Below are 22,968 nucleotides of genomic sequence, written 5' to 3'. Positions count from 1 at the left end.
CCGGACAAACGACGCTCGATCCGGTGTGGTTCCCAGCCAGGAAACCGCACCGGATCGAGCGTCGTTTATGGCAACACGGAGCGCCGCCCGTGGCCGGTAGCGTGGTCGCTGCACGGGGTTGGAACGCAGCGCGGGGGTGTTGTCGTGGCCGGTGTGGCCGGAGTGTCCGTCGTGGTGTGCACGCACACCGACCGCCGGCTGCCTCTCCTCGTCGACTGCGTGCGGAGCGTGCGTGCCAACGCTCCGCACGAGGTGATCGTGGTGGTCGACACGAACGAGCCGCTGCGCGAACGGCTCGACGGGCTCCTGCCCACCGGCGTCCCCGTTCTCGCCAGCGACGGCCGGGGGGTGTCGGCCGCCCGCAACACCGGGACGGCGGCCGCCACCGGCGACGTGCTCGCGTTCATCGACGACGACGCGGTCGCCGAACCCGACTGGTTGGAGCACCTCACCGCGCCGTTCGCCGACGCGGACGTCGTCGCCACCGGCGGACGCATCGTCCCGATGTGGGAGCACCCCGGCGCGAAGCGGCTGCCGGCCGAGTTGTACTGGGTGGTCGGCTGCACCTACGCCGGCCATCCGACCGTCGCCCAACCGATCACGCGGCCGATCGCGTGCAACATGGCCGTCCGCCGCGACGCGCTCGTCGACGCCGGCGGGTTCCCGGTCGAGTTCGGTCCGAGCGGGCCGAAGCCCAAGAACCACTCGAACGAGGAGATCGCGCTCGCGGTGACGCTGCGGCGCCGCCACGGACGCGACAGCATCCGGTACACCCCCGGCGCGGTCGTGAACCACTTCGTGCCGGCCGACCGCACCACCTGGCGGTACCTGTGGCACCGGTGCGTCGCCGAGGGCGTCTCCAAAGCCGATGTCCGCCTGCGCTACGGGCCCGCCGCGCTGGGCTTCGACCAGAGCTACGCGCGGCGTACGCTGCTGCCCGCGATCGCCCGGTACGCCGCCCGTGGTGTGCTGCGCCGCGACCACCTCGCCGCCGCGAGAGCGGTCGCCGCCGCCGGTGGCCTGCTCGTGACCGCCGCGGGGTTCGGCGGCCGGTTGCTCACCGCCGGCGGTCGCCGGCTCGTCGCGGACCGGCGCCGGGCCGCCCGGCCCGACGTCCATCGTGGACGGACGGGGCAGCGGGTATGAGGCTCCTGCTCGTCACGCGGGGATTTCCGCCACGGGTCGGTGGGGTGGAGACGCTGTGCCGGCAACTCGCCGAGGGCTTCACGGCCCGCGGCCACGACGTTCTCGTGGTGACCTACGGCGGCGAGGCAGAGCGGCCGTCGCCCGCCGGGCCGGGGTTCCGGGTGCTGACGCTGCCGAGCCGGGGCACGACGTTCGAGTGGTCCCGCCGGATCGTCCCCGTGCTGCGCGGCCTGCGGCCCGACGTGTGCCACGTCCACAACCTGCACTCGACCGTCGCACCGGCCGTGTGGCTGGCGCGACGCCGCCCGTACGTGCTCACCGCCCACTACCACGGGCGCGGGCACACCCTCGCGGCCCGGCTCGTCCACCCCGCGTACCGGCGCGTCGCGGCGCGCGTGGTGCGCGACGCCGCAGCGGTGACGGCGGTGTCGCAGGCCGAGGCGCGGCTGGTCCACCGGCACTTCGGCGTGCTGCCCGAGGTGATCCCGAACGGCGTCGACACGCCGGCGCAACCTGCCCGGTCCACTGTGGACGCTCCGCCGACGATCGTCGTGGTGTCCCGCCTGGTGCCCTACAAGCGGGTGGACGCGGTGGTACGCGCGCTCGCCGACCTACCCGGCTTCCGGCTGCACGTGGTGGGCGACGGCCCGCAGCGGGCCGATCTGCGCACCCTCGCCGACCGTCTCGGCGTCGCCGGCCGGATGCGGCTGACCACCGAACGGCTCACCGACGACGCGGTACGCGCGATCCTCCGGGACGCCGCGGTGCACGTCAACCTGTCTGCCGCGGAGGCGTTCTCGTACACGGTTCTCGAGGCGCTGGCCGCCGGCACACCGGTCGTGACGAGCGGCGACACGGCCCTCGCCGAGTGGGGCACCCGGTTCCCGGCGGTCGTCCGCACCGCCGATCCGGCCCGTCCGGCCGACGTCGCCGGTGCCGTGCGGTCGCTCGCCGGTCGCCGGGCCGAGGTCGACCTCGGCGAGTACGCGTTGCCGGTGGTGCTCGACCGCTACGAGACCGTCTACGAGCGGGTCGCCCGGATCCCGCACCGGGCGGCGCGATGAGGGTTCTCCTCGTCGCCGACTTCTACCCGCCCGCGCCCGGCGGGCTGGAGGGCCACGTCCGGCGGCTCGCCCACGAGCTGCGCCGGACCGGGCACGACGTCGCGGTGGTGGCCGGCGGCGGACCGGGCCGACCGTCCATCGTGGACGATCACGGCGTCGCGGTGTACCGGGCGCCGAGCGGCGTCGGCCTTCCCGGCGCGTATCAGAAGGCCGGGCGGGCGTTCCATCCGCCCTGGCCGCAGGCGGCGTTCCGGCGGGCGCTGGCCGCCGCGTTCTCGCGGTTCGACCCCCAGGTCGTCCACGCGCACGGGTGGTGCGCGTTCTCCGCCGCCGCCGAGGCGCGCCGCCACGGTACGCCCGTCGTGGTGACACTGCACGACCACGGCCTGCGGTGCCCGAAGAAGACCCTGCTGCGCGGCGACCGGGAGTGCGCACACGGGCGGGGCCCGCGCTGCGCCACCTGCCCGGGTGACGAGCAGGGAACGCTCAAGCGGTGCGTCCTCGCCGCCGCGCTGGGTGCCACGACGCCGGCGTTGGTCGCCCGCGCCGACCGGTTCCTCGCGGTCTCCGACCACGTCGCCCGGCGGGCCCGCGAGGTGTGCCGCGGGCGGGTGGACGTGGTCCCGAACTTCCTCGACCCACCGGCCGGAAGCCCCGGCGGACCCGTCGGCACCGACGTGCTGTACGTCGGCCCGGCCGACCGGCACAAAGGGCTGAGCGTCCTGCTGGAGGCCTGGAGGATCGTTGCGTCCGGGCACCTGGTCGTGGTCGGCGCCGACCGGCCGGCCGGGGTCGTCCCGCCGCGGGTCACCTTCGCCGGCCGGCTCGGCGGTGACCCGTTGTGGGCCAGGTACCGCTCCGCCGCGCTCGTCGTGGTTCCGTCGATCTGGCCGGAGCCGTGCCCGACCGTCGTCCTGGAGGCGTTCGCGTTCGGCCGCCCGGTGATCGGGTCGAACGTCGGCGGGATCCCGGACCTGGTCGACGGGTCGAGCGGTGTGCTGGTTCCGCCGGGCGACCCGCACGCGCTGGCGGCCGCGATCGCCGACCTGGCATCCGACCGGCCGGGGCTGGCGGCGATGGGCCGGGCCGCCCACGAGCGCGCGGCCCGGTTCACCACGGAGGCGGTGGTCGCCCGCATCGTGCGCGTGTACGACGAGGTCGTCGACACCACCACTAGCGGGGCCGATCGGACGGTGCGGGCGTGACGGCCGGCCGGGGGCGCACCGCGCTGCTGCTGCTCGTCTCCAGCGGTTTCCCGTTGTCGGGTCTCGGGTTCGTCGCCACCTACCGGGCCGCCTTCGGCGGCACGGACGTCGACGGCACCACGCCGGGCGTCCACGAGATGTTCTGGTTGTCGGTGGGGCTCGCGCTCGCGACCACCGCGGCCACGTTCGTCCTCGCCACGAACCGGCGCCGCGCCGGCGCCGTGCTGGTGGTGGTGTTCGCGACCCTCATGTCGCTGCCGAAGCTGCTGCGTTCGCCGTCCTTCTTCAACTTCTTCGACGAGCAGGCCCACGTGCGTGCGGTGCGGGCGCTGCTCGACGGCGACCGGCTGTTCGGCGAGAACCCGCTCAACCGCGTGGTCGCCGACTATCCGGGGCTGCACGCCGTGTCGGCGACGCTCGCCTCGGTGACCGGCGGACCGGTGTTCGTCACCGGGAACCTCGTGATCCTGGTGGCCCGCGTCGCGGGTTGCCTGGCGGTGTTCCTGCTGGCCGAACGGCTCGTGCGGGCCCCGGGTGCGGCGCTCGCCGCGGTCGTGGTGTTCGCGTCGAACCCCGCGTTCGCGTTCTTCGACGCCCAGTTCGCCTACGAGTCGCTGGCGTCACCGCTCGTCGCCGTCACCGTTCTGCTCGCCGTCCGGCTGGGCGACGAGGAGGGCCGGGCCCGGTGGGTCACCGCCGGAGCCGCCGCCGCCACCACCACGCTGGTGGTCCTCACCCACCACGGTTCCTCCTACGTGCTGGCCGGGTTGCTGGTGGTGCTCGTGCTGGGCCGGCTGGTCACCCGCCGGCCGCCCGGTGCGCCGCTGCTCGTCCTCGCCGGGTTCGGCGTCGCCGCGGTGCTCGGTTGGCTGTTCGCGGCGGCCGGGTACACCCTCACCTACATCGGCCCGTACGTGGTGTCGAACCTCACCTCGGTGCCCGACTTCCTGGGTGGACGGACGGGCCCCCGCGCGCTGTTCGGCGGCTTCCTGCCGGTGCCGGCCTACGAGCGGGTGGCGGGCTTCATGGCCGTCCTGATCCTGTTCGGGCTGTTCTGCTGGGGAACCGTCACGCTCCGGGCGCACCGGCGGCGGCCGGACCTGTGGCTGCTGGTCGCGCTCGGCACGGTCTACTTCCTGTCGTTGCCGCTGGTCGCGCTGCGCGGTGACCAGGTCGTCAAACGGTTGTGGGAGTTCGCGTTCATCGGCCTGGCGCCGATCTGTGCCGCCGCGCTGGTTCTGGTGGTCCGCCTGCGTCCGCGCCGTGGGCTGCCGATCACCGCGGCGCTGGTGTTCGTCGTGTTCGTCGGCGGCGGTGTGGCGCGATCGGGTGAGCACATCCGGTTCCCCGGCCCGTACATCCCGTCGGCCGACCCGCGCTCGATGACGCCCGACGTGGTCGCCGCCGCCCGGTGGATGCTGCGCGCCTACGGCCCGGACCACCGCATCACCGGCGACCGCACGCTCGGCGTCACCTTCGGCGCCATCGGGATGCAGACACCGGTGACCTACGAGGAGGACGGCTACCCGGTCTGGCTGATCTTCATCCCCGACCAGGTGACGCGACAGGTGCTCACCGAGGTCCAACGGGCCGGCATCGAGTGGATCGCCGTGGACCTGCGCACCGCGAACCGGTTCCCGCTGACCGGGTTCTACTTCAACGACGCCGAGCCGGGTGCCTACGTCGACACCAACCTCACCCGGGCCGCGCTGTCGAAGTTCGACCAGGGCCCGTTCGAACGCCGCTACGACAACGGAAACATCGTGCTCTACCGGGTCGTGCGGTGAATCCGGCTGTCAAGGAGCGGGTCGACGCATTCATCGTCGATCTGTACCGGGCACCCGTCGCCCGACACGTCCTCGGCGTGGTCGTGAGCGGTTCGGCGGCGCGTGGCGAGGAGATCTGGAACGGCGATCGGCTGGTCAGCGACATCGACCTGATGGTCCTCACGAGACGGACCGATCCGCGGCTGATCGCCGCGGTCGGCGCCGTCGTGGACCGGCACCGCCACACCGGCGTCGACGGGGGCGCGGTACCGGTCGGCCCGCTACGGCGCCACCTGACGTTCTCGTTCTACGAGGCACGCGCCACCGGCGTGGTGATGGCCGGGTCGGTCGACCTGGACCGGTTGGTGCCACCGATCGCAGCGGCCGACCTTCCACCGTGGGAAGGGGTCCGGGTGCTGGGCAACCGGCTGCTGGAGCACGTGAAGCACTCGGTGGGAGCCATCACCGCCGAGCGGGTGGTCGCGAAGTCGTACGAGGCGCTCGCCGAGGCCCACCTGGCGGTGGAGAAGCGGTACCGACCGAGCTACAGCGAACGCCTTGCGGAGATCGAACGTGACCCGCCGGCCGCCGCCGGGCCCGAGGTGACGGAGGCGATGTGCGCGGTGCTGCGGCAGCGGCTGGGCCACGCGGGTCCGCCGCCGGTCGACGTCGCCGTCGCCCGGGGGCACCTGGTCGACGGACTGGGCCAGTTGATCGCGCACTGCACCGGCGTCCGGGACGGACCAGCCGCCGGGCTGGCGCGCCTGGCCCGGCGGGAGACGCACTGGAAGCACCGCCTCTACTGGGCCGCCCGCCTGGCCACGCAGCGGCGGTTCCGGGAGATCGACCTGCGGGTGGACCCCGTGCTGCGGGTGTGGCGACTGGCCCTCGACGGGCCGGCGTCCACAGTGGACGCCGATCGGCTCCTCCGGGACTGGCGCGCCTGCCCGCAGATCCTCGTGAGTAGAAAGGTGTGACGGCGTGAAACTCGTGCTGTACTTCGCCGACGCGTTCGCCTGGCGCTACCTCCAGGAGACCGAGTTCATGCCGGGCTACTGGCCGGAACGCCGGCCCCTCACCACGGTTCTCGGCTACAGCTCCACCATCCTGCCGTGCCTGGTCACCGGGCAGCCACCGCAGCGGACCGGCATCTGGACGGAGTACTACCGCCACGACCGGCCGCAGTCGGCGCTCGCGAGGGCCGTCGTCGGCACGCCGCTGCTGACCCCGGTGAACCTGGCGCGGCTGGTGCTGTTCCGGTTCGCCCGCAAGGCGGGCCTGCCGGCCGCCCACAAGCTGCGCATCCCGTTGCAGTTCGCGCACCACTTCGCCCGCCACGACATGGACTACCGCCGGTTCCCGCCGGCGGACCTGCCGGTGCCCAACCTCGGCGACGCAGCACTCGACCACGGGCTGCGGTTCTTCTTCCGTTACCTGGACCACGGCTACGACCTCGGCCGGCAGGTGCGCGACCTCGACCGGGTCCTCGACACCTACGACGTCGCCTTCTACTACGATCCGAGCGTCGACGGTCACGGTCACCGGTACGGAGCCGACGTGCGTCGCCTCAAGCCGGACCTCGACCGGATCGCCGCGTTCACCACCGAGGTGTGGGACCGCATCGGCGCGCGCACCGACGCGCACATGCTGCTGTTCTCCGACCACGGGATGACCGACGTAGAGCGCGGTTTCGACCTGTTCGCCGAGCTGCGACCGTGGCGGATCGGCCGCGACTACCTGGCGTTCGTCGACAGCACGTTCGCCCGGTTCTGGTACGCCGACGAACGGGTCCGCGCCGGCATCCGCGACGCCCTTCGGCACGCACCCGCCTCGTTCCTGACCCGCGCGGACGAGGAGCGGTACGGGATCGCGTTCGACGACGACCGGTACGGCACCGACATCCTCGTCGCCGACGAGGCCGTGGTGTTCCATCCGAGCTACATCTCGCCGACGTTCTTCCGTACCAGGGACTATCCGGACCGGGCGACGCACGGGTACCGGCCGGAGGCCCCCAGCGCGAGCGGGATCTTCCTCCGGCACGGTGTCGGCGCGGATCCGGGACGGACCGACCCGATGCCGGCCACCGGCGTCTACGGGGTCGCCACCGGCACCATGGACTCGGCCGCCGTCCGCCGGTGACGTCCCGGATCGCCGCCGGCCGCCGGTGGGTCGCCCGGCACTACGCCGACCCGCTCTACCGGCAGTCGTACCTGATGCTGGTGAGCACCGGGGTGTCGGCCGGCACGGGGTTGCTGTTCTGGGTGGTGGCCGCGCGCCGGGCCGACCCGGCCGTGCTCGGCACCGCCGCCGGCCTGTTCGCGGCGAACTCGTTCCTCAGCTACCTCACCGGTTTCGGGCTGCCGTACGCGATGCTCCGCTTCGGCGCGACCCACGTCCGCGCCGTCAACCCGGCGCTGGCGTTCTCGGTGGCGACGTCGTTCGCTGCGGCCCTGGCGTTCACCGCGCTCGCGCCGGTCGTGTCGCCGGAACTCGCCCCGCACCTGCAAAGGTTCTGGCCCGACGTGGTCCTGTTCGCGGTGGCCGGCGCCGGCGCCGGCGCCGGCGTGCTCGTCGACAACGTGCTCACCGCGCTGCGGCGCGCCGGAACCGCGCTCGCGCGCAACGCGGCGGCCGGCGGGCTCAGGCTCGCACCGCTGCTGTGGCTTCCGGCCGACGACCCCGGCGCGCTCTACCTGGCCGCGACGCTTCCGGTGGCGGCGACGGTCGTGGTGACGCTCGCGGCGCTCCCGCGGCTCGTCCCGGGGTACCGGGTCACGGGGTGGGCCGACCGCCGCGATCCGCAGGTGACGCAGGTCGCCGCGTTCGCGGCCCGCGGCTGGCCCGGTGCGTTGCTCAGCGGGGCACCGCAGTTCGCGCTGCCGCTGGTGGCGGTCTCGGTATTGGGACCGCGCGAGAACGCGTTCTTCTACGTAGCGTGGAGCATCGCCCAGATCGCCTATCTGGTGCCCGCTGTGGTCTCGAACATCTCGCTGAGCCAGGGAACGTCGGACTCGGCCGGCACGCTCGTCGCCCGGAGCCGGCGCTTCTCGGCGCTCCTGCTGGCGCCGGTGCTGGTGGTGTGTGTGGTGGTGCCCGGCCTGGTCCTCATGTGGTACGGCGCCGACTATGAGGACGGAGCCGCCACGTCCCTGCGGATCCTGATGGTCGGCGTGATGCCGTGGACCGTGGTGATCCTGTCCCAGTCCCGCCTGCGCACCGAGCACCGCTTCACCCAGTTGACGGTGCTCACCTCGGTGTTCTGCGGGCTGGCGTTGGCGCTGCCGGTGACCGTCGGACTGGTGACCCGGAGCGGTACCGGGATGTCCGCCGGTTGGGCGGTGGCCGTGGGCGTCACCGCCGGCCTGGCAGTGGTTCAGACCGCCCGTGCCAAACGGCTGTGACCAGGGGGCCCGGGCGGTAGTTTGGGTCACGTGGCGCGGTGGGTGCGGCGGGGCCGGCTGGTCGGCCCGGTCGCCCTCGCGTGGGCGTGTGCCGTCGTCGTCGCCGTCGCGCCCGGTCCGGCGCGGTTCGCCGCGGGTCTGCTGCTCGCCCTGGTCCTACCCGGCTGGTTGGCGATCGCGGCGCTGTACGGTCGCCACCGGCCCGACCCGGTACTCGCCGCCACGCTCGTCGGCCCGCTGTCGTTCGTGCTGACAGCCGCCGCCGGGTTGACGGTGGCCGGGTTCGGTTGGGGCTTCCGGCCCGACGTGGTGGGTACGCTGCTCGCCGTCGGGTGTGTGGTGATGTGCGCGATCGCGATGCTGCGCCGGCGCCACGCACGGACCGGCCCCGCCGTCGGTGCCGCCACGCCGCAACCCACCCGCGGCGGCGTGCCGGGTGTGGCGCGGGTGTGGTGGGCGGCCGTTCCGGTGCTGGGCCTGACAGTGCTGCTCCTCACGCAGGTGGTCACCGCGACCCGTCACCGCACCGCGGACTCCTACTACACCGAGTTCGGCCTGGACGCCTCCGGTGCCGTGGTGGTGCACAGCGCGGAGTCGACCCCGACGCGGTTCCGCCTCGAGACATACGTCGACGGCGCGCTGCGCCGCAGCGCCGGTTTCGAGCTGCGTCCCGGTGAGCGGCGCGTGTTCCCCACGGTGGAGGGCGGCACCCGGGTCGAGATTCGCCTGTACCGCGCCGACCATCCCGAGCCGTACCGCCGCCTGATCCGGTGACGTCCCGAGTCGACGGACGCTGTCGGTGGACGGCGACAGGCCGTCATCCCGTCCACCGCTACCGTGCGGCGCCCGGCCGGTGCGCGCCGCGGCCCGCTGCCCCTGCCCCCAACTCCGCAACCCGGTCTCAGGCCGACCTGTTCCTCGCGAGCGGACAATCCCAGGAACCGTCGAGGAGTACGCCGACGGCCAATCCCGCCAACGGCGGGAGACGCCGATGGATGAAACCTCCGACACAACTCGGTCACCTGTGCATGAGCGGACGCCAAGATCGCGAGCCGTGGACACCGCCACAACCGTTTGACGACAGCACCTACAGCTTCCCCAACCGCCGGTCACCATGCGGACCTTCTCGGGTACGTCGACTCGTGCCGCGGCCCGCGTACGCCCGACCCCTGACGGCTTCGCCGAGGACATGGCCGCTCGGCCACTTCCCAGCGCACATCGACATCACGGGAAGCTATTTGCGGTGATCGTTTCTCACCGCCGCGAGCCTCACGGTGCAACCCATGCCGGCGACCGCGGGTACTCGGGCTGAGTTGGGCCATCGGTACTCGATGCGCGCAACCGTCCACCGGCGGCGCCGGACGAGTACCTGTACGTCGCAAACGGCCCCGACTACATCCGACTCGACGAGCACAGCCTGCGCGCCGCCCGCGGTGACCGGCTCGCCTACGCGGTCGGCGAGCCCCTCGGGATCATGCGACTCTGGCAACGCTCCACGACCACGGACGGAAGTTGCCAGGCGACACCGAGCAAATTTTGCGAGTCGAGAACCTGCGCCCGTAGCGCCGGATCGACCGCGATCCCGGACCCGCGTCCGTGAGCAGATGCGGGTAGAGGATCTCCTCCTCCGCGTCGGCGTGGGTGTCGAGATCCAGTGCCAGCGGCGGCCGGATCGCCTCCAACTCCTGCGGCGACTTCGCGTCGTCCAGCCTGGCGAACCCGACGCGGAACCGGTGGCGATCCTCGACCGACGCGGCCGGTCCGCCTCCATGATCACGATCCGCGGAAGAAACCTCGAGTCCAGCCGCACGTTCCTTCCGCGGATCGCGATCGTGAAGCGCACCCGGGCTGCACCCGGGGACGGGGCTTGTCAAGCGGACTCTCAGAAGTCGATCTTGCGGAGCCGGGACTCGAAGGCCGCGGGGTCGGTGGCGAAACCAACATGGCCGCCGGGAAACATCATCGGTTCGGTGCCCAGCAGGTCGGCCAGGATCCGGGACGAACGATCGCACAGCTCGCCGGCCGAGTCCTCTCCCAGTCCGACCAGCACCTGAGTGGAGACGGCCGTCAGCCGCGCGATGTCGGGCCGGAAGCCGACCGTTGCGCGGTACATGTTCCGGTACTGGAACGCCTCGTCGGCGAGCTCCCGCGGGGTGGCGTCCGCGCTGGTCATCATGTCGACGATCTCGTCCGGCAGCTGCAGGTTCGCGATGGCCATGAACGTGCGGAAGGTCGCCACGCGGTCGCCGGTCTCGAAGATGGCCAGCATCTCCTCCGTGGCGGCCATCAGTTCGTCCCGGTCGGGCAGGATCTCCAGGAGCGGAGGCTCGTGCGCGATCACGACGGCCACGCTGTCCGGGTGGTCCTCGGCGAGCGCCAGGACGCTCACGGCGCCACCGCTGGAGCCGAGCGCCAGGGCCGCCGGGCCACGGCCGACGTGGTCGATGAGGCGGGCCAGGTCGGCGGCGCGCTGTCGCGGGGTCGACGGCGCGTCGCGGTCACCGACCGAGCTGCGCCTGATGCCGCGCGGGTCGGTGGTCAGCACGGTGTGGTCCACGGCGAGCAGCTCGGCCAGCCCGGCGAACGGGTCCGCGTCCATCGGCGCGCCGGCCAGCACCACCAGCGGGCCGTCGCCACGCAGTTCGTGGTAGAGACCGGCGTCGTCGACGTGGAGCACCTCGGTTCGGGTCATGGGACGTTCCTCCTGGTAGTCGTCGTTCGTCGGAAGTGGAGACGGCCACCGTCGGGCAGAATCGTCGCTCGTGAGCAAAGTTTCTTCCCCCAGCTCGGACGACGAAGACCTCGACCTCGCCCGGGAGGGAGACGACGAGGCGTTCGCCCGTCTGGTGGAACCGCTGCGCCGCGAGCTGCACGCGCACTGTTACCGGATGCTGGGGTCGTCACACGACGCCGACGACGTGTTGCAGGAGACGCTGCTGCGGGCATGGCGAGGGCTGTCCGGGTTCGAGGGCCGCAGCTCGCTTCGGACGTGGCTCTACACGGTGGCGACCCGGGCCTGCCTGGACGCGGCCGGGTCGCGGTCGCGGCGGGCGTTGCCGGTCGATCTCGGACCGGCCAGCACCCGACCGGTGATCGCAGACGTGCCGGCAACGGAGACGGCCTGGCTGGAGCCGTACGCCGATCTCGGCCTCGGTACCGCGGCCGCTGCGCCGGACGCACGGTACGAACAACGGGAGGCGGTCGAGCTCGCGTTCGTGGCAATGCTGCAGCACCTACCGGGCAACCAGCGGGCGGCGCTGGTGCTGTTCGAGGTCCTCGGCTTCTCCGCCGCGGAGATCGCCACCATGATGGACACGTCGGTGACTTCGGTGAACTCCGCCCTGGCCCGGGCGCGCACTGTGGTCTCGCGGCGGGTGCCACCGGTCAGCCAGCAGCAGACGTTGCGGCAGGTCGGAGACGAACGGTTGCGAAAGACGGTGACGGCGTACGCGCGGGCCCTCGAGTCCGGTGACGCCGACCTGCTGGTCTCCCTGCTGACCGAGGACGTGACCTGGTCGATGCCGCCCCTGCCGCACTGGTACACAGGACTGGCGGTGGTCACCGAGTTCGCCGTGACCGTCCCGTTGCACAACTGCGGCGAATGGCGGCACTCGGGGATGATCAGCGCGAACGGCCAGCCCGCCGTCGCCAGCTACCTGTGGAACGCGACGGCCGAAGAGTTCCGGCCGTGGTCGATCGACGTCTTCACGATGTGCGGACCGCGGATCCGCGCAGTGACCTCGTTCCTCGACCCGTCGTACTTCGCCGGCTTCGGGCTGCCGCCGGCGCTGCCGACCTGACGGTGGGCACCGTCGGCTACCGTCCGAGCAGCCCCGGATCGACCACGAGCCGGTCGATGTCCACCGTCGAGCCGTCCTCGGTCCAGGCGATCGCGCCGACCACCCGATCATCCTGGAACGCACCGAGCCATCGCAGAGGCCCGGCACGCAGCTCGTCGAGGGTCTCATGGAGCGGCGGGATGCGGTCGTCCCCGATCGCCGCGGCCTCCACCGCGTAGGCCGCGTGCTGCAGCGACAGCAGCGCCGACGCGAGCGGCTCGTCGCTGCCGGGCGTCAACTCTGAGATCTCCATCGCGCAGATCCTGCCAGCGCGGCCGCGTCTGGCGTTTCGTGCTACTCGGTGCTGCAGAGTGGTGCAGTGCTCCCGCCGTCAATCAGGTCTCATCCCGCGATGGCCACCCGCCGTACGGCACGGTGATGATCTCGAGGTTGTGACCGTCGTCGTCCGCCCAGTACAGCCCGCGTCCGCCGTCGTTGGTGTTGATCCTTCCCGGCTGCCGATGCAGCGGATCCGCCCAGTACGGCAAGCCGTGGTCCTTGATGCGGGCGAGGATCTCGTCGAACTCCGCGTCCGACACGAGGAACGCGTAGTGCTGGGGATGGATGGTGCGGTCGTCCTGGATGAAGTCGAGCGAGATGTTGTTGGACAGCTCGATGACCAGGAACGGCCCATATGGGACCGGTGCCGCGAGACCCAGCAACTCCGCCAGTCGTTGGGCGGAGCGTTCCCGGTCACGCACATGGACGATGGTGTGATTGAACTGGACAGGCATGACGTCGAGGCTACGCCGAGCTGGCACACCATCCGGGCCTGCTGGAACAGGTAGTCCGCAGTGACTCGGGGTCCGCCCTCGACGGACATGGCACCCGACGCTCGTTCAACTCCCGCGCGGTACCGGCCACGCTCTGCCCGGCCAACCGCTGCTCGAAGATCCACCGGACGTGCGGTGCGGTCACGGGGTCAGGGTCCAACCGGTGCAGCCGCCTCCCCCGTCCGGCATGGACCCGGTTCGGATGCGGACCTGCGTCGACCAGCCGGTAGCCGTACGGCGGACGGCCACCCAGATGCCGGCCCTGCACCTCAGCCTGAACCCGCATCGCCGCCATCGTCCGAAACCGCGCCCGCGACACCTCCCGCTGCGACCGAACCCCGAGCAGATCAAGCACCGCGAGCTGACGCGGGCTGTCGAAGTCGACCGGCCCGTACGTTTCCGGCAGCCACAACTGGACGCCGTGCCGACGCAGCGTGGGCGCCAGCTGGGCACGCTGTTGACCGGCGAACGCCCGCTCGTACTCCCGGCTACGACGACGTCGGGGCCGCTCACGCCTCCGTCCTGGCCAACGTCGACGTCGACGGGACCCGCCTGGCCACGCTGCGCGAGCGCGGCGGGCGCACCAAGCAGGCCACCGCCGAACTCGCCGGTCTTCTCGTCGACCGCGGCTACCTCACCCTGGGCCCCGACCCGACCGACCGACGCGCGAAGCTCTACGTCCCGACCGCCGACGGACGCCGCCTGCTCGGTGCCTGCCGGATCGTCGTTGATGCCTACGAGAAGTGGCTCGACGGCGTCCTGGGCCGCGACGGCGTCGCCGCCCTCCGGCGCTCCTTGGACGAGATCGCCCGGCGCGGCCCGGAACAACCCACGATCGGCGCGGCCTGGCGCCGGGGCGGTCGGCCCCGAACCGGATCCCGGGCGCGGCTGTCCGGGACCCGGTGAAATGGTTCAGGCGTCCGGGATCTCGGCGGCGGTCCGAGCTCGTCCAAGCGACGGCCCGGCTGGGGTTGGTGGCGACGTCACGAGCGGCCGCGCTAAGGCACCGTCGGGGCGACCAAGGCATCGAAGCCGCATCGTCATCGGAGCGCAAATCGCGCCACACATATGCGGGCCGGTGTTGGCGCGCGCCGGCCCCACGGGTAGAGATGAGCGATCCCCGGCGAAGTTGGAGGCCGCTGCGACGCAGCCTCGCGGCCTGCTGTGCTGTCGCGGTTCAGGCGGCCGTGATACGCCCGGCCTCGATGTCGATGCGACGGTTCGTGCGTACCGCCTTGAGCATCCGGCGGTCGTGGGTGACCAGCAGCAGGGTGCCCGGGTAGGTATCGAGGGCCGATTCGAGCTGCTCGATGGCGGGTAGGTCGAGGTGATTGGTCGGCTCGTCGAGGACCAGCAGGTTGACGCCGCGGGCCTGGAGCAGTGCGAGTGCGGCGCGTGTTCGTTCGCCCGGTGACAGCGTCGCCGCCGGCCGTAGGACATGCTCGCCGCGGAGCCCGAACTTCGCGAGTAGCGTGCGGGCCCGTTCGGGCGCCCAGTCACCGGCTGCGGCCCGGAAAGCGTCGAGCAGCGACTCGTCACCCAGCAACACGGCGCGGGCCTGGTCGACCTCACCGACGACGACGCCGGGCCCGAGGATTCCCGTACCGGACGTGACCGGTATCCGGCCCAGTATCGCGGCGAGCAGGGTGGTCTTTCCGGCGCCATTCGGACCGGTGATCGCGATCCGGTCGGCCCAGTCGACCTGCAAATCCACCGGTCCGAGAGTGAACCCGCCGCGCTTGACCACGACTGCGCGCAGGGCCGCGACGATCGCTCCGGCCCGGGGCGCGGCGGCGATCTCCATCCGTAACTGCCACTCCTTGCGTGGCTCCTCGACGACATCGAGCCGTTCGATGAGACGCTCGGTCTGCCGGGCCTTGGCCGCCTGCTTCTCGGTTGACTCTGCCCGCACCTTACGACCGATCTTGTCGTTGTCGGTGGCCTTGCGGCGCGCGTTGCGGACCCCCTTCTCCATCCAGTTGCGCTGGGTGCGGGCCCTCGCCTCGAGGTTCGACCTGGTTTCGGCGTACTGCTCGTACTCCGCGCGGGCGTGCCGGCGTCCGATCTCCCGTTCCTCCAGATAGGACTCGTAGCCGCCGCCGTAGTACCGGATCTGCTGCTGCGGGCGGTCCAGTTCCAGCACACCGGTGACGGTGCGGGTCAGGAACTCACGGTCGTGGCTCACCAGGACCGTGCCGGCCCGCAGGTCCGTGACGAACGACTCCAACCGGGCGAGGCCGTCGAGGTCGAGGTCGTTGGTCGGCTCGTCGAGCAGGAAGATGTCGTACCGCGACAGCAGCAGCGCTGCCAGACCCGCCCGGGCCGCCTGCCCCCCGGACAGCCCGGTCATCGGGTGGTCCAGCGCCACACCGAGTCCGAGGTCCGCGCCGACGGCACCCGCGCGCTCCTCAAGGTCCGCGCCGCCCAGATCGAGCCAGCGCTCCAGGGCGGTCGAGTACGCGTCGTCCGTGTCAGGCTCGCCTACGGCGAGTGCCGTGGCCGCCGCGTCCAGCGCGATCCGGGCGGCGGCCACCCCGGTTCGCCGGGCCAGGTAACCCGCGACGGTCTCGCCCGGGCGCCGCTCAGGCTCCTGCGGCAGGTAGCCGACCGTGGCTGTCGGCGGGCTGAGGGCGATCGTGCCACCCTCCGGATCATGCAGACCGGCGAGAATCCGCAACAGTGTGGACTTGCCCGCACCGTTGGCCCCGACCAACCCGATGACATCGCCCGGCGCGACCACGAGATCCAACCCGGCGAAAAGTTCCTCGTCGCCGTACCCTGCGGCCAGGCCCTTGACGATCATCGTGCCGGTCACGGTGACGATGGTATCCATCTCGGGTACCGCCCGGCCCGACCGGCTGGCGCGTCGGGATCACAGCACCGACCACGTACGACGCGGCGGCGTCGCGGTACAGCATCCACAGCGCGGCCGCGAAGCCCGCTCGTCGGGATGCACGGCACGCACCGCCGACACCGCCCGGACCAGCGCGGTGGTGAGATCACGCTGCAGGCCGCCCGGTCGGGGTTGGGCCCGTCGCTGCTCGAGGCGTACGACGACGGCAGCGGCCCGGCGGAACGGTCGGTCGCCTGGGCGAGGGGTGACCGGCACAGCCCGCTGGCCGCCTCGGGGCCGGTGCCGACGAGGTCACCTCCGACGCCACCGGCCGGATCTGGGTCGTCACGACGGTGAAGAACCTGGTGCACACTGCTGTCAGCTCCGACGGCGGAGCGTCGTGGCGGTCGCTGCCCGTCCTCGACGTGGGCTCTCCACCGCGACGGGTGGAGCTGGCCACCGCCGCCGACACCGAGCCGTGGCCGGCGATCGGCCACTCCGAGCCGTCACGCCTGTCCGCCTACCGCGGCGGCGCCGACCGGTGGCGCGCCGTCGTGGAGAACCGGCCTGTCGACCTCAGCTGGACCAGGGCGGTCAGCGCGGGCGGCGGGCCGGGCGCGGGTGCGGTGGCCCTCTACGACGACCGGGCGGGCGTCCTGTTCGACGACGGGTCCTGGCACGCGGCGGCACCGACCGACGTGCTGGCGATGTCACGCCTGTCGGACGCGACGCTGGTCGCCGACCCGCACTCCCTGCAGGGGATGTGGCTGGGCACCCGGGCCGGCAACGACTTCGGCCGGACCTACGTCACCGTCGAAACCGTGTGACGCCGATGCACCGTGACCGATCAGCACCGAGGTGCGAGACGTCGCTCAGGGTCGGAGCTGGACGACCAGGTCGAACGAGAGGCCCGGCGGGTCGGTCGGGGGTGCCGGCACGGTGGCCAGCAGGGCGGCGAGATCCGCGGTGCCCGGCGGTGGCGGGCCGCCGGTCCACTCCCGGGGTTCCGCCCGGACCGGCTGTCCCGGCACCAGGTGGAACGCGACGGTCAGCGCGGTAGCCGCAGTCGGCGCCCGTTGGAGGAACCCGTCGACCACCCGCAGCGCGGTGCTCACGAAGGCGCCCAGGTCGGCGGCGTCGATCCCGTCGGCGGCCCGGTGCCCGCCGTGCAGCACCAGCTCGATCGGCCCGACCCGCACCAGCGGCGGCTGGGCGGCGGATGCCGGCCGGATCGGGTCCGTGCGGTATGAGACCGACTCGCTGTCCGCGTCGAAGACCACGCCGTCGCCGATCGGGGCGCCGCGGGCACGCGGGACGAACAGCAGCGTTCGCAGCTCGTCGCCGTCGAGCGGCAGCTCCGCCGGCCGGCCGGCGGCCACCGCCGCGACCAGTTGGGCGTAGGTCCGCCCCGTGAGCCACACGGCGAACCCGTCCTCGAGCTGTCGGGCGCTGGACCGGTCGGGAACCTGCCCGATGAGCAGGAAGTTACCGCCGACGCCGCCGCCCGTCGCCGTCGGCGCGTTGATCGCGCGCGGGCCCGGCTGGCCCGGTTCCCAGACCAGCGTCCGGTCCACCGCGGCCGGCCCCGGCTGGTAGGCACAGACCTCCGGCGCCTCGCTCAACACCCGCGTCAGCAGGGCCAGCTGCCCGACGCCGACCGACACCACCAGCCGGGTGCCCGCCTGGACGACGTGGAGGTCCGGCAACCGACAGGCGGTCAGCCCGGCCAGCGCCGTGCCGGCGGCGTACGCCGCCCGGTCCAGGACCGGCGGGCGGCCGGGCTCGAACCACCACGGGAACGGGTGGTACCGGGCCCGGTCGCCGAGCAGGGCCAGCACCCGCGCCGAGCCGTACCGCACCGCCACCGCGGTCTCGTCGGCCACCAGCGGAACGGCCAGCAACGCGTTCCCGGCCATCCCGGCGAGCGCGGGGAACGCGGCAGGCGGCGGCGTGCAGGCCACCCCGCTGAGCCGCGGATCGGCGTCCGCGCCCCACTGGGCGAACTGGAGAACGTCGCCGGGACCGTACGGCTGGCCGGCCGCCGCGCTGCGGTACACCGCCACGGCGTGGCCGGCCGGGAAGGTAGGCGGCGGGTCGTCCGGCCGCGTCGGCAGCACCGCGAATACCAGCTCCTGCTGCCGGTGCCGGGTCATCCCCTCGGTGGTGTAGCAGTACACCGTCGTCGACCGCCCGCCACCGTCGAACCGGCCCCGGTACAGGGTCAGGGCCAGTTCGTCGGGAATCAACGGTGTCCTGGACACCGGTCGCAACTCGTCCATGATCGTTCCCCCGTCGCGTCAGCGGACCGATCTTGACCGATCAACGCGCCTGGCGCCAACCGGCGCGGGACGCCAGGGTCGGGCTCGACGAGATCCACGACACTGACCCCGGGCCTCCACCGCACCGGTGGCGCCCACCGGTGCGGAGCCGCGCGGGCAGGTCCTGCTGCGCGTCGCCAAGCGTCTTGCCGTCGGGACAGCCGATCCAGATCATGAAGGATCCGGCGACGTCCGGCGTTGAGGGGCGCCGACCGTCACCCGTTGTCGGCCACCAGCACCTCGGTGGTGAGGAACAACCCGGCGATCGACGCGGCGTTCTGCAGGGCCGACCGGGTGACCTTGGCCGGCTCGACGATGCCCGCCTCGAACATGTCGACGTACTCGCCGGAGGTGGCGTCGAGGCCGTGACCCTCGGGCAACGAGCCGACCCGGTCGACCACGACACCGCCCTCCAGCCCGGCATTGATCGCGATCTGACGCAGCGGTGCGGCGAGTGCGACCCGCACGATGGTGGCGCCGGTGGCTTCGTCACCGGAAAGATCGAGCTTGCCGAACGCCGTGTTCGCGGCGTTGACCAGGGCCACTCCCCCGCCCGGCAGGAGGCCCTCCTCGACGGCGGCCCGGGCGTTGCGGACGGCGTCCTCGATCCGGTGTTTGCGTTCCTTGAGCTCGACCTCGGTGGCAGCTCCCGCTTTGATCACCGCGACCCCGCCGGCGAGCTTGGCCAACCGTTCCTGGAGCTTCTCGCGGTCGTAATCGGAGTCGCTGCCGTCGATCTCGGCGCGGATCTGGGCGGCCCGTCCGGAGATCAGCGCGACGTCACCGGCGCCGTCGACAATGGTCGTCTCGTCCCTCGTGACGACGACCGTGCGGGCCTGGCCGAGCTGGTCGAGCTCGACCGTGTCGAGGGCGACTCCGAGCGTCTCGCTGATGACCTGGCCACCGGTCAGGACGGCGAGGTCGGCCAGCATGGCCGTACGGCGGTCCCCGAACCCGGGCGCCTTGACCGCGACGACCTTGACGGTGCCGCGCAGCATGTTGACGACCAACGTCGTCAGGGCCTCACCGTCGACGTCGTCCGCGACGACGACCAGTGGCCGCCCCGCCTGCCGGACCTTCTCCAGGATCGGCAGCAGGTCGTGCAACGCGGAGATCCGGTTGCCGACGATGAGCAGGTACGGATCGTCTAGCACGGCCTCCATCCGCTCGGCGTCGGTGACGAAGTACGGCGAGATGTAGCCCTTGTCGAAGCGCATGCCCTCGGTGAGCTCGAGTTCGAGACCCACGGTGGTGCCCTCCTCGACGGTGATGACGCCCTCCTTGCCGACCTTGTCCATCGCCTCGGCGATCATCTCGCCGATCGCCGGGTCGCCGGCGGAGATCGACGCGGTGGCGGCGATCTGCTCCCGGGTGTCAACCTCCCGCGCGTGGTTCGCCAGCGCCTCGGTGACGGCCACGACGGCCAGTTCGATCCCGCGTTTGAGCGCGAGAGGGCTGGCTCCGGCGGCGACGTTGCGTAGCCCTTCACGGACCAACGCCTGCGCGAGCACCGTCGCCGTCGTCGTGCCGTCGCCGGCGACGTCGTCGGTCTTCTTCGCGACCTCCTTGACCAGCTCGGCGCCCAACCTCTCGTACGGGTCGTCGAGCTCGATCGCCTTGGCGATGCTGACCCCGTCATTGGTGATCGTGGGAACGCCCCACTGCGCGTCGAGCACCACGTTGCGGCCCTTGGGGCCGAGCGTCACCTTCACAGTGTCGGCGAGGACGTTCATGCCCCGCTCCAGGCCACGACGAGCCTCTTCACCGAAAACGATCAACTTGGCCATCAGGATGGTCCTCATCTGTCGTGCCCACGTGCAGCACCTGCTCGGGCCGACCTGCGATGACCGCCACGGCGGTCCCCCTCCCGGGGGTTCCATCCCATTCGGTTGGCACTCACCGGGTGGGAGTGCTAACCACAGTGCAACACCCATCGTTCCGCAAAGCAAGCGGCGGGCGGTGGTCACGCTGACGCTGCGGGCGCGGTCCGACGGGCGTATGGTGGCGGCGCGGGCTACCGGCTTGCGGTGATACTTCGATCATCGTCGACCGTCGGGCAACCACCGATCGCGGCTCGTCCAACCTCGTCACCGCCGCCGCCAGGTCGGCCCGGCGGGGACCGGGAGAGGACATCATGACGACTCTGGAACGCATCGCCGCTGGACGACGAGAACGCCCGCCGTTGTGCGGATAGCCCTGCTGGGGCCGGTGGCGTGGCGGACACCACCACATGCCTACGGCCCCTGGGAACGGATCGCGGGCCTCCTGGCCGACGGGCTGGTGGCGCGTGGTCTCGACGTGACACTGTTCGCGACTCTCGACTCGACGACGACGGCGAGCCTCGACGGCGTATGCCCGCACGGTTACGCCGAAGACCCCACGATGGACGGCCGGGTGTGGGAGGCGCTCCACGTCTCCCACGTCCTGGCCCGGTCGGCGGAGTTCGATCTCGTCCACAACCACCTCGACTGGCTACCGCTCGCGTTCGCCGCCCACTGGCGCGCGCCGTTGCTCACCACCGTCCACGGTTTCTCCGGGGCCGGCATCGTCCCCGCGTACACGAGGGCCACCGGCTCGTCGTTCGTGTCCATCTCGGATTCGGACCGCCGTTCCGGAATCGACTACGTCGCGACGGTGCACCACGGCGTCGACGCCGACGAGCTGCCCTTCGGCAACGGAGCGGGTCACCTCGTCGTCCTGGGCCGGATCCACCCGGACAAGGGCATCCACACGGCCATCGAGACGGCCCTGCGGGCCGGCCTGCCGTTGACCATCTGCGGCATCGTGCAGGACGAGCGGTACTTCGCCGAGCGGGTGGCGCCGCACATCGACGGCGAGCGGGTCGTCTTCCTCGGACCGGTCGGGCCGAAGCAGCGGGCCGAGGTTCTCGGCACCGCGACCGCCCTGCTGCATCTGATCGACTTCGACGAGCCGTTCGGCCTGTCGGTGGTGGAGTCGATGATCTGCGGCACGCCAGTCATCGCTTTCGGCCGCGGGTCCATGCCGGACATCGTCGACGACGGTGTCACCGGGCTGCTGGTCGAGACCGTGGAGCAGGCCGTCACCGCCGTCGGACGGGTCGCGGAGATCGACCGTGCCGCTTGCCGGGCCCGGGCCGCGGCCCGATTCGACGTCGGCCGCATGGTCGACGACTACGTCGACCTCTACACCACGCTCATCGACGCCTGACCCGCACGCCATTCCACCCGCCATACACGCTGGCCCGTGGACGTTCATACCGCGTGAGGTCGCCGGCGTACCCGTCGGAGGCCGACAGCCGGAAGGTCCCACATGACGATCAGATACGGCATGCTCAGCACCCATCCACCCACCCGGTGCGGTCTGGCGACGTTCAACTCCGCCCTCGCCGCCGAACTGGTCGCCGGCCCGGACGCCGGCGGCATCGTCCGCGTCACCGGCCCCGGTGACGACGAGCGTCCCACGCCGGGGGTGATACACACCTGGTCGGGTGGCGCCGCAGGTGGCTGGCAAGGGGGCGCCGACGCGCTCAACTCCTTCGACGTGGCCGTCATCCAGCACGAGTACGGCATCTACCCGGGAGCCGACGGTGCCGATGTGCTGCGCCTGCTCGACCGGCTGACGGTGCCCGCCATCGTCGTGCTGCACACCGTGCTCGCCCACCCGAGCCTCGGTCAGAAGGACGTGCTGGAACGGGTCGTCGCGGCCGCCGGCGCCGTCGTGACGATGACCTCGTCGGGACGCGACCGGCTGCTCGTCGGCTACGACGTCGACGCCGCCAAGGTGTCGGTGATCCCCCACGGCGTGCACGCCGGGGTCGATCGCGGGCCTGAGCGCGGGTCGCCGGCACACCTGTTGACGTGGGGTCTGCTCGGGCCGGGGAAGGGCATCGAGTGGTCGTTGCGGGCGCTCGCCCGGCTCCGTGACCTCGACCCGGCCCCGCACTACACCATCGCCGGACAGACCCATCCGAAGGTGATCGCCCGGGAGGGTGAGACGTATCGGGAACGCCTGCACCGTCTCGGTTCCCTGCTCGGCGTCGCCCACGCGGTGACCTACCGGGCCGACTACCTCGACGCCGCGGCACTGCGCCAACTCGTCGCCTCGGCGGACGTCGTCGTCCTGCCCTACGACTCCCGGGAGCAGGTCACGTCGGGGGTGCTGATCGAGGCCGTCGCCGCCGGGGTCCAGGTCGTCGCCACGGCTTTCCCACACGCCGTCGAACTGCTCGGCGACGGCGACGGCGTGGTCGTTCCGCATCAGGATTCGGCGGCGCTGGCCGAGGCGATCCGCCTCGTCCTCACCCGGCCCTCGGCCCGTCCGTCCACCCCGTCGGCCCTGCTGTGGCCGGCGGTCGCCCACCGCTACGAGACGCTCGCCCGGCGGCTCGTCCACGCTCGGTCGACGACCCTCGACGCACGGTGACCACGCAGACGGCCCGGCCGACGATCGCCCCGGCGGTCGGCGGGTCCCGCTTTCCCGCGCCGACCTTCGCCCACCTGAGCCGGTTGACCGACGACACCGGACTGTTCGAACACGCCCGGCACGCGATCGTGCGACGCGCGCACGGTTACTGCACCGACGACGTGGCCCGCGGTCTGGTCGTCACCTCCCGCGAACCGGACCCGCCGCCGCCGGTGATCC

The 22,968-nt window shown here is 72.1% G+C and carries 19 protein-coding genes and 1 pseudogene; 14 read left to right on the top strand and 6 right to left on the bottom strand.

The window, feature by feature from the left end; genetic code table 11:
• Positions 1-153: 153 nt before the first annotated feature.
• Genes Voc01_RS40535 through Voc01_RS40500 form a run of 8 tightly spaced genes read left to right on the top strand, consistent with a single transcriptional unit; the run spans position 154 to position 9,356 of the window.
• A complete protein-coding gene (locus tag Voc01_RS40535) occupies positions 154-1,146 on the top strand; it encodes a glycosyltransferase family 2 protein (protein ID WP_203933024.1) in 993 nt (330 codons plus the stop codon).
• Positions 1,143-2,210 carry a glycosyltransferase family 4 protein gene (locus Voc01_RS40530; protein ID WP_203933023.1) on the top strand — a complete coding sequence of 356 codons (1,068 nt, stop codon included), beginning with the start codon at positions 1,143-1,145 and terminating at the stop codon, positions 2,208-2,210. Before Voc01_RS40535 ends, Voc01_RS40530 begins: the two co-directional genes overlap by 4 nt.
• The gene (locus tag Voc01_RS40525; protein ID WP_203933022.1) at positions 2,207-3,415 is read left to right on the top strand and encodes a glycosyltransferase family 4 protein; all 1,209 of its coding nucleotides are present in this window, start codon (positions 2,207-2,209) and stop codon (positions 3,413-3,415) included. Before Voc01_RS40530 ends, Voc01_RS40525 begins: the two co-directional genes overlap by 4 nt.
• Positions 3,412-5,202 (top strand): hypothetical protein, encoded by a 1,791-nt coding sequence (locus tag Voc01_RS40520; RefSeq protein ID WP_203933021.1) that lies wholly within the window; start codon positions 3,412-3,414, stop codon positions 5,200-5,202. The genes Voc01_RS40525 and Voc01_RS40520 overlap by 4 nt, the downstream gene beginning before the upstream one ends.
• Positions 5,199-6,158 (top strand): hypothetical protein, encoded by a 960-nt coding sequence (locus Voc01_RS40515; protein WP_203933020.1) that lies wholly within the window; start codon positions 5,199-5,201, stop codon positions 6,156-6,158. Before Voc01_RS40520 ends, Voc01_RS40515 begins: the two co-directional genes overlap by 4 nt.
• Positions 6,159-6,162: 4 nt before the next feature.
• On the top strand, positions 6,163-7,320 hold the full coding sequence (locus Voc01_RS40510; RefSeq protein ID WP_203933019.1) for an alkaline phosphatase family protein: 1,158 nt from the start codon (positions 6,163-6,165) through the stop codon (positions 7,318-7,320).
• The gene (locus tag Voc01_RS40505; protein ID WP_203933018.1) at positions 7,317-8,582 is read left to right on the top strand and encodes a polysaccharide biosynthesis protein; all 1,266 of its coding nucleotides are present in this window, start codon (positions 7,317-7,319) and stop codon (positions 8,580-8,582) included. The genes Voc01_RS40510 and Voc01_RS40505 overlap by 4 nt, the downstream gene beginning before the upstream one ends.
• Positions 8,583-8,612: 30 nt before the next feature.
• Positions 8,613-9,356 carry a DUF8471 domain-containing protein gene (locus Voc01_RS40500; protein WP_203933017.1) on the top strand — a complete coding sequence of 248 codons (744 nt, stop codon included), beginning with the start codon at positions 8,613-8,615 and terminating at the stop codon, positions 9,354-9,356.
• A gap of 1,108 nt (positions 9,357-10,464) precedes the next feature.
• Here the strand turns inward: Voc01_RS40500 and Voc01_RS40495 are convergent.
• The gene (locus Voc01_RS40495; protein ID WP_239160845.1) at positions 10,465-11,274 is read right to left on the bottom strand and encodes an alpha/beta fold hydrolase; all 810 of its coding nucleotides are present in this window, start codon (positions 11,272-11,274) and stop codon (positions 10,465-10,467) included.
• A gap of 70 nt (positions 11,275-11,344) precedes the next feature.
• Between Voc01_RS40495 and Voc01_RS40490 the strand changes: the two genes are divergently transcribed.
• On the top strand, positions 11,345-12,382 hold the full coding sequence (locus tag Voc01_RS40490) for a sigma-70 family RNA polymerase sigma factor (RefSeq protein WP_203933016.1): 1,038 nt from the start codon (positions 11,345-11,347) through the stop codon (positions 12,380-12,382).
• Positions 12,383-12,398: 16 nt separating this feature from the next.
• Here Voc01_RS40490 and Voc01_RS40485 read toward each other — a convergent pair whose 3' ends face one another.
• Complete coding sequence (locus Voc01_RS40485) at positions 12,399-12,674, bottom strand: hypothetical protein (RefSeq protein WP_203933015.1); 276 nt, start codon at positions 12,672-12,674, stop codon at positions 12,399-12,401.
• Between the two features lie 82 nt (positions 12,675-12,756).
• Positions 12,757-13,155 (bottom strand): VOC family protein, encoded by a 399-nt coding sequence (locus tag Voc01_RS40480; protein WP_203933014.1) that lies wholly within the window; start codon positions 13,153-13,155, stop codon positions 12,757-12,759.
• Between the two features lie 87 nt (positions 13,156-13,242).
• Between Voc01_RS40480 and Voc01_RS54850 the strand changes: the two genes are divergently transcribed.
• Positions 13,243-14,100: a MarR family winged helix-turn-helix transcriptional regulator gene (locus Voc01_RS54850; RefSeq protein ID WP_203933013.1), complete on the top strand. Its 858-nt coding sequence runs from the start codon at positions 13,243-13,245 to the stop codon at positions 14,098-14,100.
• 271 nt (positions 14,101-14,371) lie between these two features.
• On the opposite strand, the gene Voc01_RS40470 is transcribed toward Voc01_RS54850, so the two are convergent.
• Entirely contained in the window at positions 14,372-16,009 is a 1,638-nt protein-coding gene (locus tag Voc01_RS40470) for an ABC-F family ATP-binding cassette domain-containing protein (protein ID WP_203933012.1), read from the bottom strand.
• 383 nt (positions 16,010-16,392) lie between these two features.
• Here Voc01_RS40470 and Voc01_RS40465 point away from each other — a divergent pair, with 383 nt between their 5' ends.
• Complete coding sequence (locus Voc01_RS40465; RefSeq protein ID WP_203933011.1) at positions 16,393-16,854, top strand: hypothetical protein; 462 nt, start codon at positions 16,393-16,395, stop codon at positions 16,852-16,854.
• Positions 16,855-16,899: 45 nt separating this feature from the next.
• On the opposite strand, the gene Voc01_RS40460 is transcribed toward Voc01_RS40465, so the two are convergent.
• A complete protein-coding gene (locus Voc01_RS40460; protein ID WP_203933010.1) occupies positions 16,900-18,306 on the bottom strand; it encodes a hypothetical protein in 1,407 nt (468 codons plus the stop codon).
• Between the two features lie 254 nt (positions 18,307-18,560).
• The gene (gene groL / locus Voc01_RS40455) at positions 18,561-20,132 is read right to left on the bottom strand and encodes a chaperonin GroEL (RefSeq protein WP_203933009.1); all 1,572 of its coding nucleotides are present in this window, start codon (positions 20,130-20,132) and stop codon (positions 18,561-18,563) included.
• Between the two features lie 397 nt (positions 20,133-20,529).
• Here groL and Voc01_RS40450 point away from each other — a divergent pair, with 397 nt between their 5' ends.
• The 3 genes and pseudogenes from Voc01_RS40450 to Voc01_RS40440 all read left to right on the top strand — a co-directional run.
• A complete protein-coding gene (locus Voc01_RS40450; protein WP_203933008.1) occupies positions 20,530-21,534 on the top strand; it encodes a glycosyltransferase family 4 protein in 1,005 nt (334 codons plus the stop codon).
• A gap of 102 nt (positions 21,535-21,636) precedes the next feature.
• Complete coding sequence (locus tag Voc01_RS40445; protein ID WP_203933007.1) at positions 21,637-22,749, top strand: glycosyltransferase; 1,113 nt, start codon at positions 21,637-21,639, stop codon at positions 22,747-22,749.
• Positions 22,746-22,968: pseudogene (locus Voc01_RS40440) on the top strand (glycosyltransferase); the annotation flags it as partial. The gene Voc01_RS40445 and the pseudogene Voc01_RS40440, both read left to right, overlap by 4 nt.

Source organism: Virgisporangium ochraceum (assembly GCF_016863655.1).
Lineage (GTDB): Bacteria > Actinomycetota > Actinomycetes > Mycobacteriales > Micromonosporaceae > Virgisporangium > Virgisporangium ochraceum.
The sequence above is the reverse complement of the archived record's forward strand: the minus strand, read 5'-3'. Positions and strand labels throughout refer to the sequence as shown.

What these genes read in the sequence shown, in the direction of transcription:
- Voc01_RS54850 (WP_203933013.1), top strand. Translation starts at nt 13,243, where the DNA reads ATGGCACCCGACGCTCGTTCAACTCCCGCGCGGTACCGGCCACGCTCT.
- groL (WP_203933009.1), bottom strand. Translation starts at nt 20,132, where the DNA reads ATGGCCAAGTTGATCGTTTTCGGTGAAGAGGCTCGTCGTGGCCTGGAG.
- Voc01_RS40480 (WP_203933014.1), bottom strand. Translation starts at nt 13,155, where the DNA reads ATGCCTGTCCAGTTCAATCACACCATCGTCCATGTGCGTGACCGGGAA.
- Voc01_RS40445 (WP_203933007.1), top strand. Translation starts at nt 21,637, where the DNA reads ATGACGATCAGATACGGCATGCTCAGCACCCATCCACCCACCCGGTGC.
- Voc01_RS40530 (WP_203933023.1), top strand. Translation starts at nt 1,143, where the DNA reads ATGAGGCTCCTGCTCGTCACGCGGGGATTTCCGCCACGGGTCGGTGGG.
- Voc01_RS40460 (WP_203933010.1), bottom strand. Translation starts at nt 18,306, where the DNA reads ATGGACGAGTTGCGACCGGTGTCCAGGACACCGTTGATTCCCGACGAA.
- Voc01_RS40525 (WP_203933022.1), top strand. Translation starts at nt 2,207, where the DNA reads ATGAGGGTTCTCCTCGTCGCCGACTTCTACCCGCCCGCGCCCGGCGGG.
- Voc01_RS40495 (WP_239160845.1), bottom strand. Translation starts at nt 11,274, where the DNA reads ATGACCCGAACCGAGGTGCTCCACGTCGACGACGCCGGTCTCTACCAC.
- Voc01_RS40485 (WP_203933015.1), bottom strand. Translation starts at nt 12,674, where the DNA reads ATGGAGATCTCAGAGTTGACGCCCGGCAGCGACGAGCCGCTCGCGTCG.